Source organism: Agrobacterium deltaense RV3 (genome assembly GCF_900013505.1).
Classification (GTDB): Bacteria; Pseudomonadota; Alphaproteobacteria; order Rhizobiales; family Rhizobiaceae; genus Agrobacterium; species Agrobacterium leguminum.
The window spans coordinates 342043-357147 of sequence record NZ_LT009745.1 but is presented as its reverse complement, the minus strand read 5'-3'; the positions used below and the strand labels follow the sequence as shown (position 1 = coordinate 357147).

Genomic DNA, 15105 nt, shown 5'->3' with positions numbered 1-15105 from the left:
CGCAACTGCCGGCCTTCAGCCAAGTCTTACCACTTCTTGGAAAGCTTGAAGGTGATGGTGCGGCTATCGCCCCAGCCGCAGACGGAGACGCCGGCGCAGCTCTTCACATATTCCTTGTCGAAGACATTGGCGACGTTGATCGATGCGGTCCAGTCGTTCTTCTCATAGCGGATTGCGGCGTCGAAGACGGCAGCATCCGGAACGCGCAACGTATTTGCCTCATCCGCCCAGGATTTGCCCTGATACCGTACGCCGCCGCCGAGGCTGAGGCCCTCCAGCGCGTCCGTGGTAAAGGCATAGTCCAGCCACAACGAGGCGGTGTGAGCGGGCACGATCCATGGCGATTTGCCGATAAGGTTAGGATTGGCATCGCGGGTAATCTCCAGATCCGTATAGGAATAGGAGGCGATCGCCTTCCAGTTGTCGGTGAGATTGGCCTTGGCCTCCAGCTCGAGGCCAGTGGATTCCACCTGCCCGAACTGGCCGCTCGTGGTCACACCACCGGCCGTATACGAAACGATGGCATTGTCCTTCACCAGCTTGAAGACGGAGGCCGTGATGCTGCCATCGAAGAAGGTCGGCTCATATTTGATACCGGCCTCGAACTGGTGTCCCTCCTCCGGCGAAGCGGGAGTGCCATCCGCAAGCGTATCGATGAGCGGATTGAAGAAAGTGGCCGCCGAGACATAGGGTGTCAGGCCATTGTCGAATTCATAGGCGAGACCGGCGCGGCCGCTCAACGCATCGTCATTCGAGCGACGGGAGAGGCCCGCCGGCAGCCTGTTGTTCAGTTCCGTGTCGACATAGTCGTAACGGCCATTGAGCGTGACCAGCCAGCCATCGCCGAAACGCAGCTGGTCCTGCGCGTAGATGCCGATCTGCTGCTGGGTCACGATATTGTCGGCATAAACGAAATTCGTTCCCTGCGTCGAGCCATAGATCGGGTTGCGCGCACCGATGGCATTCGATCCGCAGCAGGCCTGCACCTGGTCCAGCCGGTAATATTTATAGTCGAGACCGAAGAGCAGAGAGTGATTGACCGCGCCGGTATCGAACTGGCCTTCGACCCGATTATCCACGCCGAAACTGTCGACTTTCGACACGCCATCATAACCGAAGCGGGTCAGCATATAGTCGTTGGTGGTGGCATCGAGGATCGGCTGGCCGTTTGCATCTGTATTGGCCCAGCCCCCGGCATAGGGTCCGGTTTCGTGCTTGTAGAGGTGGCCATAGCGGGCGTTCTGGCTGATCTTCCAGCCATTGTCGAATTCGTGGCTGACCTCGTAGCCCACCATGGACTGGTAGACGCGGCCATTGTCGATATCCGGCTCGCCATAAAACGCCTTTCGGTCGAGCTTGCCGAAGGGCGCGTCGACCACGGTGCCAACATAGGGCAGGAAGCCGTTGCCGATATGAACCTGATCGAGCGCCGAGAAATAGCCGTAGAGCGTGGCGCTTGTCTGCGCGTCCGGCTCGAAGGTGATCTGCGGCATGATGAAGCCGCGCAAATCCTCGGAATAATCGGTGTAATTATCGCCGCCGGAAACCTTGCCGGTGACGCGGTATTTCCACACGCCTTCGCCATCGACCTTGTCGCCGAGATCGAAACCGAAGAAGGCATTGCCGAAATTATTGATGCCGATTTCCGTTTCGCGCACCGGCTCATCCTGCGTGCGCTTGCGGACCATCTGCACGATACCGCCGGGATTGGCGCCGCCATAAAGCACCGAGGCCGGGCCTTTCAAAATTTCCACGCGCTCCAGACCGTAGGCATCCATCTGGAAACCGCCGAAACCGTAGCTGAACAGGTTCAGACCATCCAGAAACACGCCGGTCTGGGTGGCCTGAAAACCACGGATGTAAATCCAGTCCGTGTCCGGGTCGGTGCCGAAGGGCTCCGCCGTCACACCCGGGGTGTAACGCAGCACCTCGTCGATTTTCGTCACCGCGCCGCGGTCATCCATTTCCTGGCGGCCGACGACCGAGACGGATTGCGGAATATCCCTGGTTTCCGTCTCGGTTTTCGAACCGGTCGCGCTTTTCTTCGCGACATAACCCCGGACCGGACCCGTCGCGTTTTCCGCGCCCTGCCCTTCGACGGTGATCTGCTGCAGAACGGTCGTGTCCTGCGCGTGGCCCATCGCTGGCGCCAGCAAAAGAACGGCGGCCGTGCCCAAAGCCAGACGGCTCAAAAACATCCCATGCAAATTTTTCAAGATATGCCCCGAAACAGATCGCGGCCGATGTCCAAATTCGACAGGCCGCGGCACCTCAATTAAGCTGAGTATTTACATCAGGATTAAGGCAGGATGCTTGTCGTTTTCTGGCGGGATTTGAAGCTTATTGGCCTCTCGCACAGTTTTGCGCCCGTGATTTATCGGACAGGGCTTCGATATCAACCCTTGCGCCGGCCGATCCTTGCAAGCTGCATGACCGGAAGCATGCCGATGACGACGATTGCCAGCGCTGCGATTGCCGCCTCCTCATAGGTGCCGCGCGCCGCTTCGCCATAAAGATGGGTAGCGAAGGTTTCGAAATTCAGCGGCCTCAACAGAAGCGTGGCGGGAAGCTCCTTGACGCAATCGACAAAGATCAGCAGCGCCGCTGCCGCAAGCGACGCCTTGGATAGCGGCAGATGAATCTGGCGGAATGTCTGCGTCGCGGATCGCCCGAGCGTTCGCGAAGCGTGATCGAAGGATTGCGGTATGCGGCTGAGGCCAGCATCCACGCTGCCCGCCGCAATGGTGAGGAAACGCGCCGAATAGGCGTAGATCAGCGCGGCACCGCTGCCGATGAAGATGAGGCCGGTAGAGATGCCGAACCAGTCACGCATGGTCTGGTCGACAAACCCGTCGAAGCCGCCAAGCGCGATCAGCACGCCGATGGCGATGACCGTGCCGGGGGCCGCATATCCGACCGTCGAAAGCCGGTAGGACCAGAGGGATAGACGTCCCGGTGCAAGGCGCATGGCGTAAGCAACCGCAAGACCGAAGATAAGGGTGATAACCGTCGCCAGTCCGGCAAAGACGATGGTGTTCAGAGCCTCATCGGCAAAGCGGGCGGAGAGGCCGCTGAAACGGAACCGTTTCCATGCCTCGATGACGAGATAGCTGGCCGGCGCCACAAAGCCGATCAGGACCGGCAGGCCGCCGAGTACGAAAGCGGCCCAGCCTTTCAGGCCGTTGAGCCGCAGCGGCTCCAGTTCCCTGCTCTTCTGCGCCGAAACGGCATAACGCTGCTTGCGTCGCGCCCAGCGCTCGAGCGCCACGAGGGCGACAACGATGAACAGCATGGAAAGCGCGATCTGCGCCGCACCCGGCAGGTCGGATTTCGTGACCCAGGTGGTGTAGACGGAAACGGTGAGCGTGCGGACGCCGAGGAATTCCGATGCGCCTATATCGTTCAGCGCTTCCATCAAGGCAAGGCTGATGCCGACCGCAATCGCCGGGCGCGCCAGCGGCACCGCGACCTTGAAGAAGGCCGCGCGTCTGGAAACGCCGAGCGTGCGCGCCGCTTCCAGCAGGTTGCCCGCCTGTGTCAGGAACATGGCGCGCACGGGAATATAGACATAAGGAAACAGCACGAAGCCGAGAAGGACGATGCAGCCCGTCATGGACCTTATGTCCGGCAGGCGAAATTCGCGCGGGCTGGAATAACCGAGCAGCCAGCGGATCGCGCCCTGCACCGGTCCTATGGGATGCAGAATATCCAGATAGGCGTAAGCGACGATATAGGTGGGCATGGCCAGCGGCAGCAGCAGCGCCCATTCCAATATTTTGCGGCCGGGAAAATCATAGGCGGTGACCAGCCAGGCGGCATAGGTTCCGACGACGCCGGCCAGCAACCCGACCCCGGCGAGAAGGATCGCCGTATCCGGAAGCGCCGTCCAGAGCACGGTCGAGCCGAGATGCGCCCACAGGCCTTCAGAACCCTGCAACGCCTGCGATACAAGCGCCAGAACCGGCACCATGGCGCCGCAGACCGCCAGCACGGAAAGGCACAGCCACCAGAAGGAGGATGAAAACCTGGCTCGGGCACGAGGTGTCAATGGCTGGATGGCGTCTGGATTCATGTGCTTTTAGAAAATGCGCGGAAAGGCGCCCGCGAATGCGAACGCCTTCCACCATGTTATCGCTGATTGGCCCTTACTTGTCGAAACCGACCTTGTCGACCAGCTCGCTCGCCTGCTTGCGGTGCGAGACGATTTCCGTCAGCGGCTTGTTATCGATCTTCAGCGTGCCGAAGGAAGCGATGATCTCGTTGAGAGCCGCACCCTGCTTGACCGGATATTCGTAGTTGGCTTCAGCATAGATCTTCTGGGCTTCGTCGGAGACGAGATATTCCAGCAGCTTCACGGCTTCCGCCTTGTTCGGTGCATTCTTGGCCACGGCCGCGCCGCTGATATTGACCTGCGTGCCGCCGTTCTTGAAGGTCGGCAGAACCACCTTGATGGCGTCGCCCCACTTCACCTGCTCCTCGCCGCCCTTGCCCGAGCGCATCAGACCGACATAATAGGAGTTGGCGATGCCGATATCGCAAATGCCGCCGAGGATGTCCTTGGCGACATCGCGGTCGCCGCCGCCTGCCTTGCGGGCCAGGTTTTCCTTGACGCCGGCAAGCCACTTTTCGGTGTCCGCAGCGCCGTAATGGGCGATGTAGTCGGCAAAAAGCGCCGTGTTATAGGGGTGCTGGCCGGCACGGATGCAGACCTTGCCCTTCCACTTCGCATCCGCCAGATCTTCATAGTTGAAGGAGGCGAGATCGATATCCTTCGCCGCATAAAGAACGCGGGCGCGCATGGAGAGCGCGAACCAATGACCCTTGGCGTCGCGAAGTTCAGCCGGGATAGCCTTGGTCAGCGTTTCGGATTCGACCGCCTGGGTGACGCCCTTTTCAGCGAGATCGACGAGGTTGCCGGCATCCACCGTCATCAGAACGTCGGCAGGCGAGCTTGCGCCCTCGCTCAGAACGCGCTCGGCAAGACCGTCCTTCAGGAACACGGTATTGACCTTGACGCCGCTCGAGGCGGTGAAGGATTCCAGCAGCGGCTGGATCAGGCCCGGTTCGCGGGTGGTGTAAATGTTGAGTTCCGCAGCGCTGGCCGTTCCAGCTGCAAAGGCAACCGTGCTGGCAAGCAGGGCAAATCTGGTAAATTTCGTCATGTTTTGTCTCCCTCTCCGATAGCGGCAATATAGAGGGAGCAGACATCATACCTGATGACCCAAATCAAGTTTTATTTCTCTGTTTTTCGGGCGGATTCGATCACCAAGAGTTGAAAATGGAGCGGAAATAAACATACAAATCCGCTCACTCAACTTGCAGTAAATATCAGCACGCCCTTGGGGTCGATACCGAAGCGCACCGCCGTCGTCCGGGCGGGTGTGCGCTGCATTGTCCTCACACGCAGATCGGCCGACAGTCCGGGCACGGCTATGCCAAGCTGCTCGATTTCCCCGAGGAAGACACGGCTCGATATTTCGCCGGCAATTCCTTCTTTCGCCGCACCGTCCTCGATGATCGAAATCGCATTTGGGCGAACATAGGCAACGGCGGCGAGACCGTCAGGCAGATCGGACGCATCGCCCAGAAGCCCGAGCGGCGTTTCGACTCTTCCCTGTTTTACCCGGCCTTCGATCTTGTTGAAGGCGCAGAAAAAATCGGCGGCATAACGGGTCTTGGGATGATCGTGGATTTCGTAACCCGTGCCGCTCTGCACGATGCGCCCGCGCTGCATCAGAACCACGCGGTCACCTGCCGAAAGCGCCTCTTCCGGATCATGCGTCACCATGATCGCCGTCGTGCCCAGTTGCCGCAACAGGCCGAGCGTTTCCTCGCGCACGCTGTCGCGCAATCCCCTGTCCAGATTGGAAAAGGGTTCGTCCATCAGGAGCAGGCCGGGCTGCGGGGCAAGCGCGCGGGCGAGCGCCACACGCTGCTGCTCGCCACCCGAAAGCGTATGCGGATAACGTTTCGCCAGCTCCTGCAGGTGAACATGTTCGATCATCTCTGCGGCGCGGCGGCGGGCTTCCACCTTCGGCAAAGACCGAAGACCGAACATCACATTCTGCTCGACGGTCAGATGCGGAAACAGCGCATAATCCTGAAAGACAAAACCGATATTGCGCTTTTCCGGCTCGATGAAAACAGCGGGACCGGCAACGGCAGCACCATTCAGGGAAACGCTGCCGTGGTCCGGCGTCTCCACGCCCGCCACGATGCGCAGCAGGGTCGATTTTCCACAGCCGGAGCGCCCCACCAGACAAATGATTTCGCCGCGTTCGACGGAAAGATCGATATCGGACAGCACTTCCGTCTCGCCGAATCTCTTCCCGACCGATTTCAGTTCAAGCGCTGCCCTGCCTGCCATTTCCAATCCTGCCCTGCTTTGCGAATTATGTTGATCGCTCAAATCAGGATTAAAGTCAAAAAAGCCGGGCAAAATGCTTTTCCCTTCACGAGTTGGCGAGATGTGCGGCAGCAATATTGACGTTTACGTTAGAGTTAAATAGGTTTTGCCGACGAGATAGACGTCAAGGGATTAGGCGTCTATCATTCGTCACCGGGGAGCGAGAGGAGCGGTCGATCCGGTGACGCCACATGAGGTTCCCTCAACCCGGCCGATTGGGCCGGCTGAATGCGGGAGCTTCGTGAACATCAGGCAGCCGAAAGCGCCCTTCACGCGTTTCAAGGAATGCGCGGCGCGACAAAGACTCTGGGAGGAGAAGCATGAGTGAACTGTCCCTGGGACACCCGGAAAACGTCAGCGCAGAGAAGCGTTGGCTGGCATCCTATCCGCCGGGTGTACCTTCCGAAATCCCCGCATCCGCCCATGCCTCCCTTGTCGAACTTCTCGAAAAGAGCTGTGTGCAATTTGCCGACCGCAAGGCCTTTTCCAGCATGGGAAAGTCCCTGACCTATCGCGAACTGGACGCTGAAACCCGCGCGGTCGCTGCCTGGCTGCAATCCAGAGGGCTGGAAAAAGGCGACCGGGTTGCCGTGATGATGCCGAATATCCTGCAAAATCCCGTCGCGGTATACGGGATCCTGCGGGCGGGCATGATCGTGGTCAATGTCAATCCGCTCTACACACCGCGCGAGCTGGAACATCAGCTCAAGGATTCCGGCGCAAAGGCGATCTTCGTTCTGGAAAACTTCGCCCATGTAGCTCAGCAGGCGGTGCCGAAAACCGCGGTGCGGCATGTGGTCGTCGCGGCGATGGGCGATCTCCTCGGCCTGAAGGGACATATCGTCAATCTGGTGGTTCGCAAGGTCAAGAAACTGGTGCCCGCCTACACCATTCCCGGTTCCATCAGCTTCAAGGCGATGCTGAAGGAAGGCCAGGGATTTTCGCTGAAGCCGGTCAGCCTCACGGCGCAGGACATCGCCTTCCTGCAATATACCGGCGGCACAACCGGCGTATCCAAGGGTGCGGTTCTCACCCATGCCAATCTTCTGGCCAACAAGCTTCAGATCAGCCTGTGGCTGGACGCCGCTTTCAATGGCCGAAAGGACCGCCCGGAAGTTCTCAACTTCATCTGCGCGCTGCCGCTCTGCCACATCTTCGCATTGACGGTGAATTCGCTGATGGGCATTGCGCTCGGCGGTCATAATCTGCTGATCGCCAATCCGCGCGACATTCCCGGCTTCGTGAAGGAGCTGACGCATTATCAGCCGCATGTTTTCCCTGGCATCAACACGCTTTTCAACGCGCTGATGAACAATGAGGATTTCCGCAAGCTCGATCTGTCGTCGCTTATTCTGGTTCTCGGCGGCGGCATGGCGGTGCAAAGGCCCGTTGCGGAGCGCTGGCTTTCCATCGTCGGTTGCCCGATTGCAGAAGGCTACGGCCTCTCCGAGACGTCCCCGGTCGCCACCGTCAACCGCCTCGATTCCACTGAATTCAGCGGCACCATCGGCCTGCCTATCTCCTCGACCGAAATCGATATTCGCGATGAGGACGGCAACAGCCTGCCGACAGGCGAAGTCGGCGAAATCTGCATTCGCGGGCCGCAGGTCATGGCAGGCTATTGGCAGCGGCCGGATGAAACCGCAAAAGCCATGACCGCCGACGGCTTCTTCCGTTCCGGCGACATGGGTTTCATGGACGAGCGCGGTTACACCAAGATCGTTGATCGCAAGAAGGACATGATCCTCGTTTCCGGTTTCAACGTCTATCCGAACGAGGTGGAAGAAGTGGCCGCCAGCCATCCGGGCGTGCTGGAATGCGCCGCAATCGGTGTTCCGGATGAACATTCCGGCGAAACCGTCAAGCTTTTCGTGGTCAAGAAGGACCAGTCGCTCACGGAAGCGGAGCTCAAGGCCTTTTGCGCCAAGAACCTGACGAACTACAAAAGGCCGAAAATCATCGAGTTCCGCACCGAGTTGCCGAAATCGAATGTCGGCAAAATCTTGCGGCGCGAATTGCGCAATCTGAACTGATTGTCTCGCGCAATGGGGAGAGCCGGGCGACCGGCTCTTTCTTTCGTCCCGGCCCTTTTCTTTTATCAAAGTCGCCTTGATTTGGCCGCCTGAAAAAGAATAGTTTCCTCATCCTTCCACGGAAGCCGAGGAGCACAAGATGCAGGCCACCATCGAAAAACTGAAAGCAACGGCGAGCAGCACAGCCGCAACCGATCTTCGCGCCGCCTTTGCGGCCGACGACAAGAGATTCAGCCGTTTCAGCGCCAAATTCGATGACCTGCTGATGGACTATTCCAAATGCGCCGTGAACGAAGAGATCGTCACGCTTCTCGAACAGCTCGCACGCGAAGGTGGCGTCGAGGCAAAGCGCGAGGAGATGTTCTCGGGCAAGGCGATCAACTTCACCGAGGACCGCGCCGTGCTGCATACCGCGCTGCGCAACCGTTCCAATACGCCGGTTCTCGTGGACGGCAAGGATGTGATGCCTGACGTGAATGCCGTTCTCACCGCCATGGGCAAGTTTGCCGATGCGATCCGCTCCGGTTCGCTGAAGGGTGCGACCGGTAAGAAGATTACCGACGTCATCAATATCGGCATTGGCGGTTCCGACCTCGGCCCCGTGATGGCGACGCTGGCGCTTGCGCCTTTCCATGACGGCCCGCGTGCGCATTTCGTCTCGAACATCGATGGCGCCCATATCGCCGATACTCTGAAGCTTATCGACCCGGAAACCTCGCTGTTCATCGTCGCGTCGAAGACCTTCACCACCATCGAGACGATGACGAATGCCGCCACTGCGCGCCGCTTCATTGCCGAGAAACTGGGTGAGGCAGCTGTCAAGCATCACTTCGCCGCCGTTTCCACCGCGCTGGACAAGGTTGCCGCCTTCGGCATCGAAAGCGACCGCATCTTCGGTTTCTGGGACTGGGTTGGCGGACGTTATTCGATCTGGTCGGCCATCGGCCTGCCGCTGATGATCGCCATCGGGCCGGATAATTTCGGCAAGTTCCTGGATGGCGCGCATGCCATGGACAGGCACTTCCGCGAAGCGCCGATCCGTGAAAACCTGCCGATGCTGCTCGGCCTCATCGGCTTTTATAACCGCAACGTGCTGAATTATCCGACCCGGGCGATCCTGCCCTATGACCAGCGTCTGTCGCGTTTCCCGGCTTATCTGCAGCAGCTCGACATGGAATCGAACGGCAAGGGCGTCACTATCGACGGCACGCCCGTCGAAGGCCAGTCCGGCCCGGTCGTCTGGGGCGAGCCCGGCACCAATGGCCAGCACGCCTTCTACCAGCTCATCCACCAGGGCACGAGCGTCATTCCGGCCGAATTCATGATCGCCGCCAACGGTTTCGAGCCCGAACTGCGCCACCAGCACCAGCTTCTCATTGCCAATTGCCTGGCGCAATCGGAAGCGCTGATGAAGGGCCGCACGCTGGCTGAGGCAAAAGCCCAGCTCATCTCCAAGGGCATGGAAGACAAACTCGCCGATTTCATCGCGCCGCATCGCGTCTTTACCGGCAACCGCCCCTCCATCACCTTCGTATACGACAAGCTGACGCCGTTCGCGCTTGGCCGTCTGATCGCGCTCTACGAGCACCGCGTTTTCGTCGAAGGTGTGCTGTTCCGCATCAACTCCTTCGACCAATGGGGCGTGGAGCTGGGCAAGGAACTGGCGACCGGCCTGCTGCCGGTCGTGGAAGGCAAGGAAAGCGCTGCCGGCCATGACAGCTCTACGCAGGGACTGGTGAAGGCGCTGGCCGGTCTGGCAGGCTGAGTGACGTTACGACCGCAATCTAAAAGCCGGAGACACCTCCGGCTTTTTTATGCGGCGGCCTTAAATATAAAGCGCCGCCATCTTGCGCCACGCTCCGGCCCGGTGGGCGCGGCCATCCCAGACATGCATTTGATGCCCCACCTGCTTCTCCGATAGAACCCGGCTCAGATGATGGTTGTTGTCCAGAAACGGGTCAGCATCGCCGATGGTGAAAACCATGTCGATGTGGCGCAGGTGTTCAAGCCGCCATGGGCAGGCGAGGCCCGGCAGGAAATGGCTCGGCATGTGGAAATAGATGTCGTCGTCGTAATAGCCATCGAACAGATCGCCGAAGAATTCCACCTTCATCGTCAGATCGTAACGGCCGGAAAAGGCGACGAGCTTGCGAAAAAGATGCGGGTGGCGAAAAACGAGACTGGCGGCCTGAAACGCACCCAGGCTGCAACCCTGCACGATCGTATCGCTATTCGGGTTTTTCTCGGCCATCAGCGGCAGCACTTCGTTCAGAATATACTCTTCGAAGGCGGCATGGCGGCGAATGCGATCGGCGGGATGATGCCAGGCCGCGTAGAAGGTCTCTCTGGCAAGCCCCTCTATGCAATAGAGCTGAAGGTGGCCCGCCTCCAGCTTGTCGGCCAGACTGCTGACAAGGCCCAGTTCCTCATATTCGAAGAAACGCCCGTCGCGGGTGGGAAACATCATCACCCTGGCGCCGGAATGTCCGAATATTAACAGCTCCATGTCGCGATGGAGCCTTTGACTATACCAGCGGAGATATTCGCGTTTCATGGCACCTTGAAAAACCGTCTGACCTTGTCCTTATGGACCGCATCTTGCGATGCGCTGTCAGGGTAATCGAAATGCCCGGCGTCGAGGATGAATATTTCATTAAATTTTGATTTCGGCAGCGCATTGGCCACCGCGAACTGGCAGGGCGGCGCGACCGCCGGATCGAAAAGCGCGGGTGCGACCAGCATCGGCACTTTTATGCGGGTGGCGGCAATGGCGGCGTCGAACAGGCGAAGCGTCTCAAGCACATTGGCATGGGTCTTCTGATAGGTCTGAACCGCATCCGCGCTGCCAACGGTGGGCAACGTCAGCCAGAACGGCCGGTGACCGAATGTCGGCACGACAAGATGGCCGCGATCAATGCGCTCGTCGAAAGGGATGGCCAGGGCACCGATGCCGCCGCCGAAACTGATGGCGCTATAACCCACCTGCCCTTCCAGCCACGGATAGAGGCTGATGAGCGTGGAAACGGCAACCCACAGATCATCGACGCAGCCGCCGATGATGTAATCGTCTTTCCTGTCGATATTATAGAGAACATGAAGCGACGGGTCGGACGAAATCGGCGGACAGGCGCTCAGCGAAAGCCCGCGAAAACAGGGAAACAGCACGGCCGTTTCTTCCACCGGCACGTCGAAATCGGGTTCCCCTCGCCCACCATAACCATGGCCGACAACGAGGCCGCGGCGCACCTGCCCTTCGCGCGGCAAAAGCAGCCACCCGCCGATGCGAAAACCGCCGGTGGAGGTGTAGGTCATATCAAGGACATGCCAGCGGGGGTCGGTGAGCCTGCTCTTGCGCAGCACCGGCCGGGGATCCGTGGCGAGCGCGCGGCGATAGCGCTTTTTCCAGAAATCATCAAAGCCCGGCGGCGCTTCGGGCGGGGTAATGGCCAGCAGCTGCTCGCGTTGCATGCCATAGGTCGGGTCAAAATCGAAAGGATGGGACTTGGGAGGGCTCATGCGATGCTTGTTTCGTGAAAAAACAGCGGACACAAGCTTCATAATATCGAAATAACGGTTTTTTACGGTTCTAAAGCCGCGAAGAGTGTTGAACCACCTTTTCAAAATGGTTCAACCGCGCTCATCACAAACCGATTTCATGCGCAAAGGGTGGATTCGCGCCGGCCCGCGAAACGGTGACAGCGGCCGCTTTCGCGCCGAGCGCCAGAGCCTTCCTGATCTGGTCTTCCGTCAGCGAGGCAACCTGCGCCTTGGTCAGCAAACCCTGCATTTTCAGCGAGGCAAGAATGCCGGCATCGAAGGTGTCACCCGCGCCGACAGTGTCGACCACTTCCACCCGCTCGGAGGCCACTTCAACCTTGAGATTGGCGCTATACCCCACCGCGCCCTTGGCGCCACGGGTGACGACGACGAGTTTCGCGCCATGGTGCAGCCAGTGGCGGGCAAGCGTGTCCTCATCGCCTTCCAGCCCGAACCAGGCAAGGTCCTCATCCGAGAATTTCACGATATCCGACATGGCCGCCATGCGGCGGATGCGGGCCAGGTGGGACTGCTTGTCCTTGATGAAGCCGGGGCGGATATTCGGATCGAGCGAGATGACACGGCTTTCATGCTCGCGCGTCATCAGCGCCTCATAGGTGCTGCCGCAAGGCTCCGGGATGAGGCTGATCGCACCGAAATGCAGCGCCTCGCAATCGGCGCCCAGTGCCGGAAGCTCCGCTTCGGTGATCATCCGCCCGGCGGTGTTTTCGTCATAGAAGGCATAGGTCGCATGGCCATCCACCAGCTTCACGAAGGCGATGGTGGTCGGCCGCGAAAGGGTGGCGCAATAGCTGAAGTCGACATTGCTGGCGCGCAGGGTTTCCCGCAGGATATCGCCCATCATGTCATCGGAAAGACCCGTGAAGAAGGCGGATGGAACGCCGAGACGCCCAAGCGCAATCGCCGTGTTGAAGACCGCTCCGCCTGCATAGGGGGCAAAACCCGCCTCACCCAGCGTCGTCTGCCGGGGCAGCATGTCGATCAGGGCTTCACCACAACACAGGATCATTACGGTCCTCCTCAAAACAGCAAATCAAATGGACTTAAATCGATTTAGACGAAGATCGATCGGAAGGCCAGCCGCAAAACCGGGCTGGCCGCATCCGAAATTAAGATTGCGGCAATTCGCTGACACCGCCGCGTTTTGCCGACCATGGCAGCGGGTTATCGAGGAAGGCTTCGACCTCCGAGAGGGTCTTTTCGTCGAACAGTTTTTCAGCCCGGGCAACCGCCAGAACATCGCGCCAGGTGGTCAGGTAATGCAGCTTGACATTGCCGTTGGCGAAGCGTGCTTCAGCCTCTTCGAAGATGCCGTAATAGAACAGCGCGATACCGTGATCGACAATGCCGCCCGCCGCACGGATGGCGTCGATGAAGGTGAACATCGAGCCGCCGGCCGTCGTCAGATCCTCGATGACGAGAACGCGGGCGCCTTCCGGCATATGGCCTTCGATCTGGGCGTTGCGGCCATGGCCTTTCGGCTTCTTGCGGCAATAGATCATCGGCAGGCCGAGGCGCTCGGCAAGGAAAGCGGCAAAGGGAATGCCCGCCGTCTCGCCGCCTGCCACACAGTCAAACTTCTCGAAACCGGCCTCGCGCATCACCGCCGCCGCCGCGAAATCCATGGCGGCGGAGCGGATGCGCGGGAACGAGATGAGCTTGCGCATGTCGATGTACACCGGGCTCTTCATGCCCGAAGCGAAGGTGTAGGGGCTTTCCGAATTAAAATGGACCGCCTTGATTTCCCACAACATCTTCGCAACCAGTTCCGCAACGACGGCGCGGTCAGTGAATGTGAAATGGTTCATAGGCGTTCTCCTTTTTCGGCCTTGGTTTATCGCTCCGAAAACCCGGATCGGTTTTCGGAAAGCACAACGTCTCGGTTCAGCATTGCAGGCATCCGCAGGCGGCGCCGAAGGGCGAATGCCTGAGGACCATAACAAAACCGCCGGCAGTGCCGGCGGTTAAAAAATCAACTCACATCCCAATGGAGCGGGAACATCGGATCGAACACGGTGACCGGCCCGGCGCCCGTCTCGATTTTTTCAGGAAAGGCCACCGCTTCCTCGCGCTTGACCAGCGTGATCGTCTCCTCGTTCGGCGCAAGACCGTACCAGGCCGGGCCGTTGAGCGAAGCGAAGGCTTCCAGCTTATCGAGGGCGTTTTCGTCCTCGAAGACATGGGCAAGACAGCTCATGGTGTTGATAGAGGTATAGATGCCGGCGCAGCCGCAGGCGCATTCCTTCAGCGGGTCCACATGCGGAGCGGAATCCGTGCCGAGGAAGAAGCGTGCATCGCCCGAAGTCGCGGCAGCCCGTAGCGCCAGCCGGTGTTCTTCGCGCTTGGCGACGGGTAGGCAATAATAATGCGGCTTGATACCGCCGACCAAGATGGCATTGCGGTTGATGATGAGGTGATGGGTGGTGATGGAGCCGGCGATGTTGGCCTTGGACGACTTGATGTAATCCACGCCATCGCGGGTGGTGATGTGTTCCATCGTCACCTTGAGTTCCGGCAGGCGCTGGCGCAGAGGCTCCAGAACCGTATCGATGAACACCTTCTCGCGGTCGAAAATATCGACTTCCGGCGTCGTCACCTCACCATGCACGCAAAGCGGCAGGCCGATCTTCGCCATGCGTTCCAGAACCGGCATGGCCTTGTTGAAATCGCGCACACCGCCATGGGAATTGGTGGTCGCACCCGCCGGGTAAAGCTTTACGGCAGTGATGAGGCCGCTTTTTTTGCCCTCTTCCACATCGTCGGCCTGCGTGTCCTCGGTCAGATAGAGGGTCATCAGCGGCTCGAAACGGTCACCCGCGGGAATGGCCTTGACGATGCGTTCGCGATAGGCGCGGGCATCGGCCGTGGTGACGACCGGCGGCACCAGGTTCGGCATGATGATGGCGCGGGCGAAATGGCGGCTCGTATCCCCGATCACCCCTTCCAGCATTGCCCCATCACGCAGGTGCAGGTGCCAGTCATCAGGGCGGCGCAGGGTGAGCGACTTCATCGGGATACCTCGGAGCATGACGGAATTGGCGCCCGCTTAGCATCTTTTGCCGCGGGAAAACAGCCGCCAAAGTCCATCCGGCGGCTGTAAATGGCATT

At 59.5% G+C, this 15105-nt stretch carries 11 protein-coding genes; 2 read left to right on the top strand and 9 right to left on the bottom strand.

The genetic code is table 11. From position 1 onward, the window contains the following. Positions 1–26: 26 nt before the first annotated feature. The 4 genes from AGR7B_RS01805 to AGR7B_RS01790 all read right to left on the bottom strand — a co-directional run bounded on the left by AGR7B_RS01805 (position 27) and on the right by AGR7B_RS01790 (position 6367). Positions 27–2216 (bottom strand): TonB-dependent siderophore receptor, encoded by a 2190-nt coding sequence (locus tag AGR7B_RS01805; protein ID WP_080855887.1) that lies wholly within the window; start codon positions 2214–2216, stop codon positions 27–29. A gap of 179 nt (positions 2217–2395) precedes the next feature. After that, a complete protein-coding gene (locus tag AGR7B_RS01800) occupies positions 2396–4072 on the bottom strand; it encodes an ABC transporter permease (protein ID WP_080855886.1) in 1677 nt (558 codons plus the stop codon). A gap of 73 nt (positions 4073–4145) precedes the next feature. Next, positions 4146–5162 carry an extracellular solute-binding protein gene (locus AGR7B_RS01795; RefSeq protein ID WP_080855885.1) on the bottom strand — a complete coding sequence of 339 codons (1017 nt, stop codon included), beginning with the start codon at positions 5160–5162 and terminating at the stop codon, positions 4146–4148. A 149-nt stretch (positions 5163–5311) separates the two neighbouring features. Continuing rightward, a complete protein-coding gene (locus tag AGR7B_RS01790) occupies positions 5312–6367 on the bottom strand; it encodes an ABC transporter ATP-binding protein (protein WP_080855884.1) in 1056 nt (351 codons plus the stop codon). A gap of 359 nt (positions 6368–6726) precedes the next feature. On the opposite strand from AGR7B_RS01790, the gene AGR7B_RS01785 reads away from it, so the two are divergent. Both AGR7B_RS01785 and pgi read left to right on the top strand, forming a co-directional pair. Continuing rightward, a complete protein-coding gene (locus tag AGR7B_RS01785; RefSeq protein WP_065654545.1) occupies positions 6727–8439 on the top strand; it encodes a long-chain fatty acid--CoA ligase in 1713 nt (570 codons plus the stop codon). A gap of 139 nt (positions 8440–8578) precedes the next feature. Beyond that, positions 8579–10204, top strand: coding sequence for a glucose-6-phosphate isomerase (gene pgi / locus AGR7B_RS01780; protein WP_080855883.1), 1626 nt, complete (start codon positions 8579–8581; stop codon positions 10202–10204). A gap of 60 nt (positions 10205–10264) precedes the next feature. Here pgi and AGR7B_RS01775 read toward each other — a convergent pair whose 3' ends face one another. The 5 genes from AGR7B_RS01775 to pyrC all read right to left on the bottom strand — a co-directional run bounded on the left by AGR7B_RS01775 (position 10265) and on the right by pyrC (position 15007). Then, positions 10265–10993: an esterase family protein gene (locus AGR7B_RS01775; RefSeq protein WP_080855882.1), complete on the bottom strand. Its 729-nt coding sequence runs from the start codon at positions 10991–10993 to the stop codon at positions 10265–10267. After that, a complete protein-coding gene (locus AGR7B_RS01770) occupies positions 10990–11955 on the bottom strand; it encodes an acetylxylan esterase (RefSeq protein WP_080856949.1) in 966 nt (321 codons plus the stop codon). The genes AGR7B_RS01775 and AGR7B_RS01770 overlap by 4 nt, the downstream gene beginning before the upstream one ends. A 124-nt stretch (positions 11956–12079) precedes the next feature. After that, positions 12080–13006: a carbohydrate kinase family protein gene (locus AGR7B_RS01765; protein ID WP_080855881.1), complete on the bottom strand. Its 927-nt coding sequence runs from the start codon at positions 13004–13006 to the stop codon at positions 12080–12082. Between the two features lie 100 nt (positions 13007–13106). After that, a complete protein-coding gene (locus AGR7B_RS01760; protein WP_003520012.1) occupies positions 13107–13805 on the bottom strand; it encodes an orotate phosphoribosyltransferase in 699 nt (232 codons plus the stop codon). A gap of 164 nt (positions 13806–13969) precedes the next feature. Further along, positions 13970–15007, bottom strand: coding sequence for a dihydroorotase (gene pyrC, locus AGR7B_RS01755; RefSeq protein WP_080856948.1), 1038 nt, complete (start codon positions 15005–15007; stop codon positions 13970–13972). Between the last annotated feature and the right edge of the window lie 98 nt (positions 15008–15105).

Excerpts from the sequence above, each read along its gene's own strand:
- AGR7B_RS01800 (WP_080855886.1), bottom strand. The coding sequence starts at position 4,072 with ATGAATCCAGACGCCATCCAGCCATTGACACCTCGTGCCCGAGCCAGG.
- AGR7B_RS01795 (WP_080855885.1), bottom strand. The coding sequence starts at position 5,162 with ATGACGAAATTTACCAGATTTGCCCTGCTTGCCAGCACGGTTGCCTTT.
- AGR7B_RS01790 (WP_080855884.1), bottom strand. The coding sequence starts at position 6,367 with ATGGCAGGCAGGGCAGCGCTTGAACTGAAATCGGTCGGGAAGAGATTC.
- AGR7B_RS01785 (WP_065654545.1), top strand. The coding sequence starts at position 6,727 with ATGAGTGAACTGTCCCTGGGACACCCGGAAAACGTCAGCGCAGAGAAG.
- pgi (WP_080855883.1), top strand. The coding sequence starts at position 8,579 with ATGCAGGCCACCATCGAAAAACTGAAAGCAACGGCGAGCAGCACAGCC.
- AGR7B_RS01775 (WP_080855882.1), bottom strand. The coding sequence starts at position 10,993 with ATGAAACGCGAATATCTCCGCTGGTATAGTCAAAGGCTCCATCGCGAC.
- AGR7B_RS01770 (WP_080856949.1), bottom strand. The coding sequence starts at position 11,955 with ATGAGCCCTCCCAAGTCCCATCCTTTCGATTTTGACCCGACCTATGGC.
- AGR7B_RS01765 (WP_080855881.1), bottom strand. The coding sequence starts at position 13,006 with ATGATCCTGTGTTGTGGTGAAGCCCTGATCGACATGCTGCCCCGGCAG.
- AGR7B_RS01760 (WP_003520012.1), bottom strand. The coding sequence starts at position 13,805 with ATGAACCATTTCACATTCACTGACCGCGCCGTCGTTGCGGAACTGGTT.
- pyrC (WP_080856948.1), bottom strand. The coding sequence starts at position 15,007 with ATGAAGTCGCTCACCCTGCGCCGCCCTGATGACTGGCACCTGCACCTG.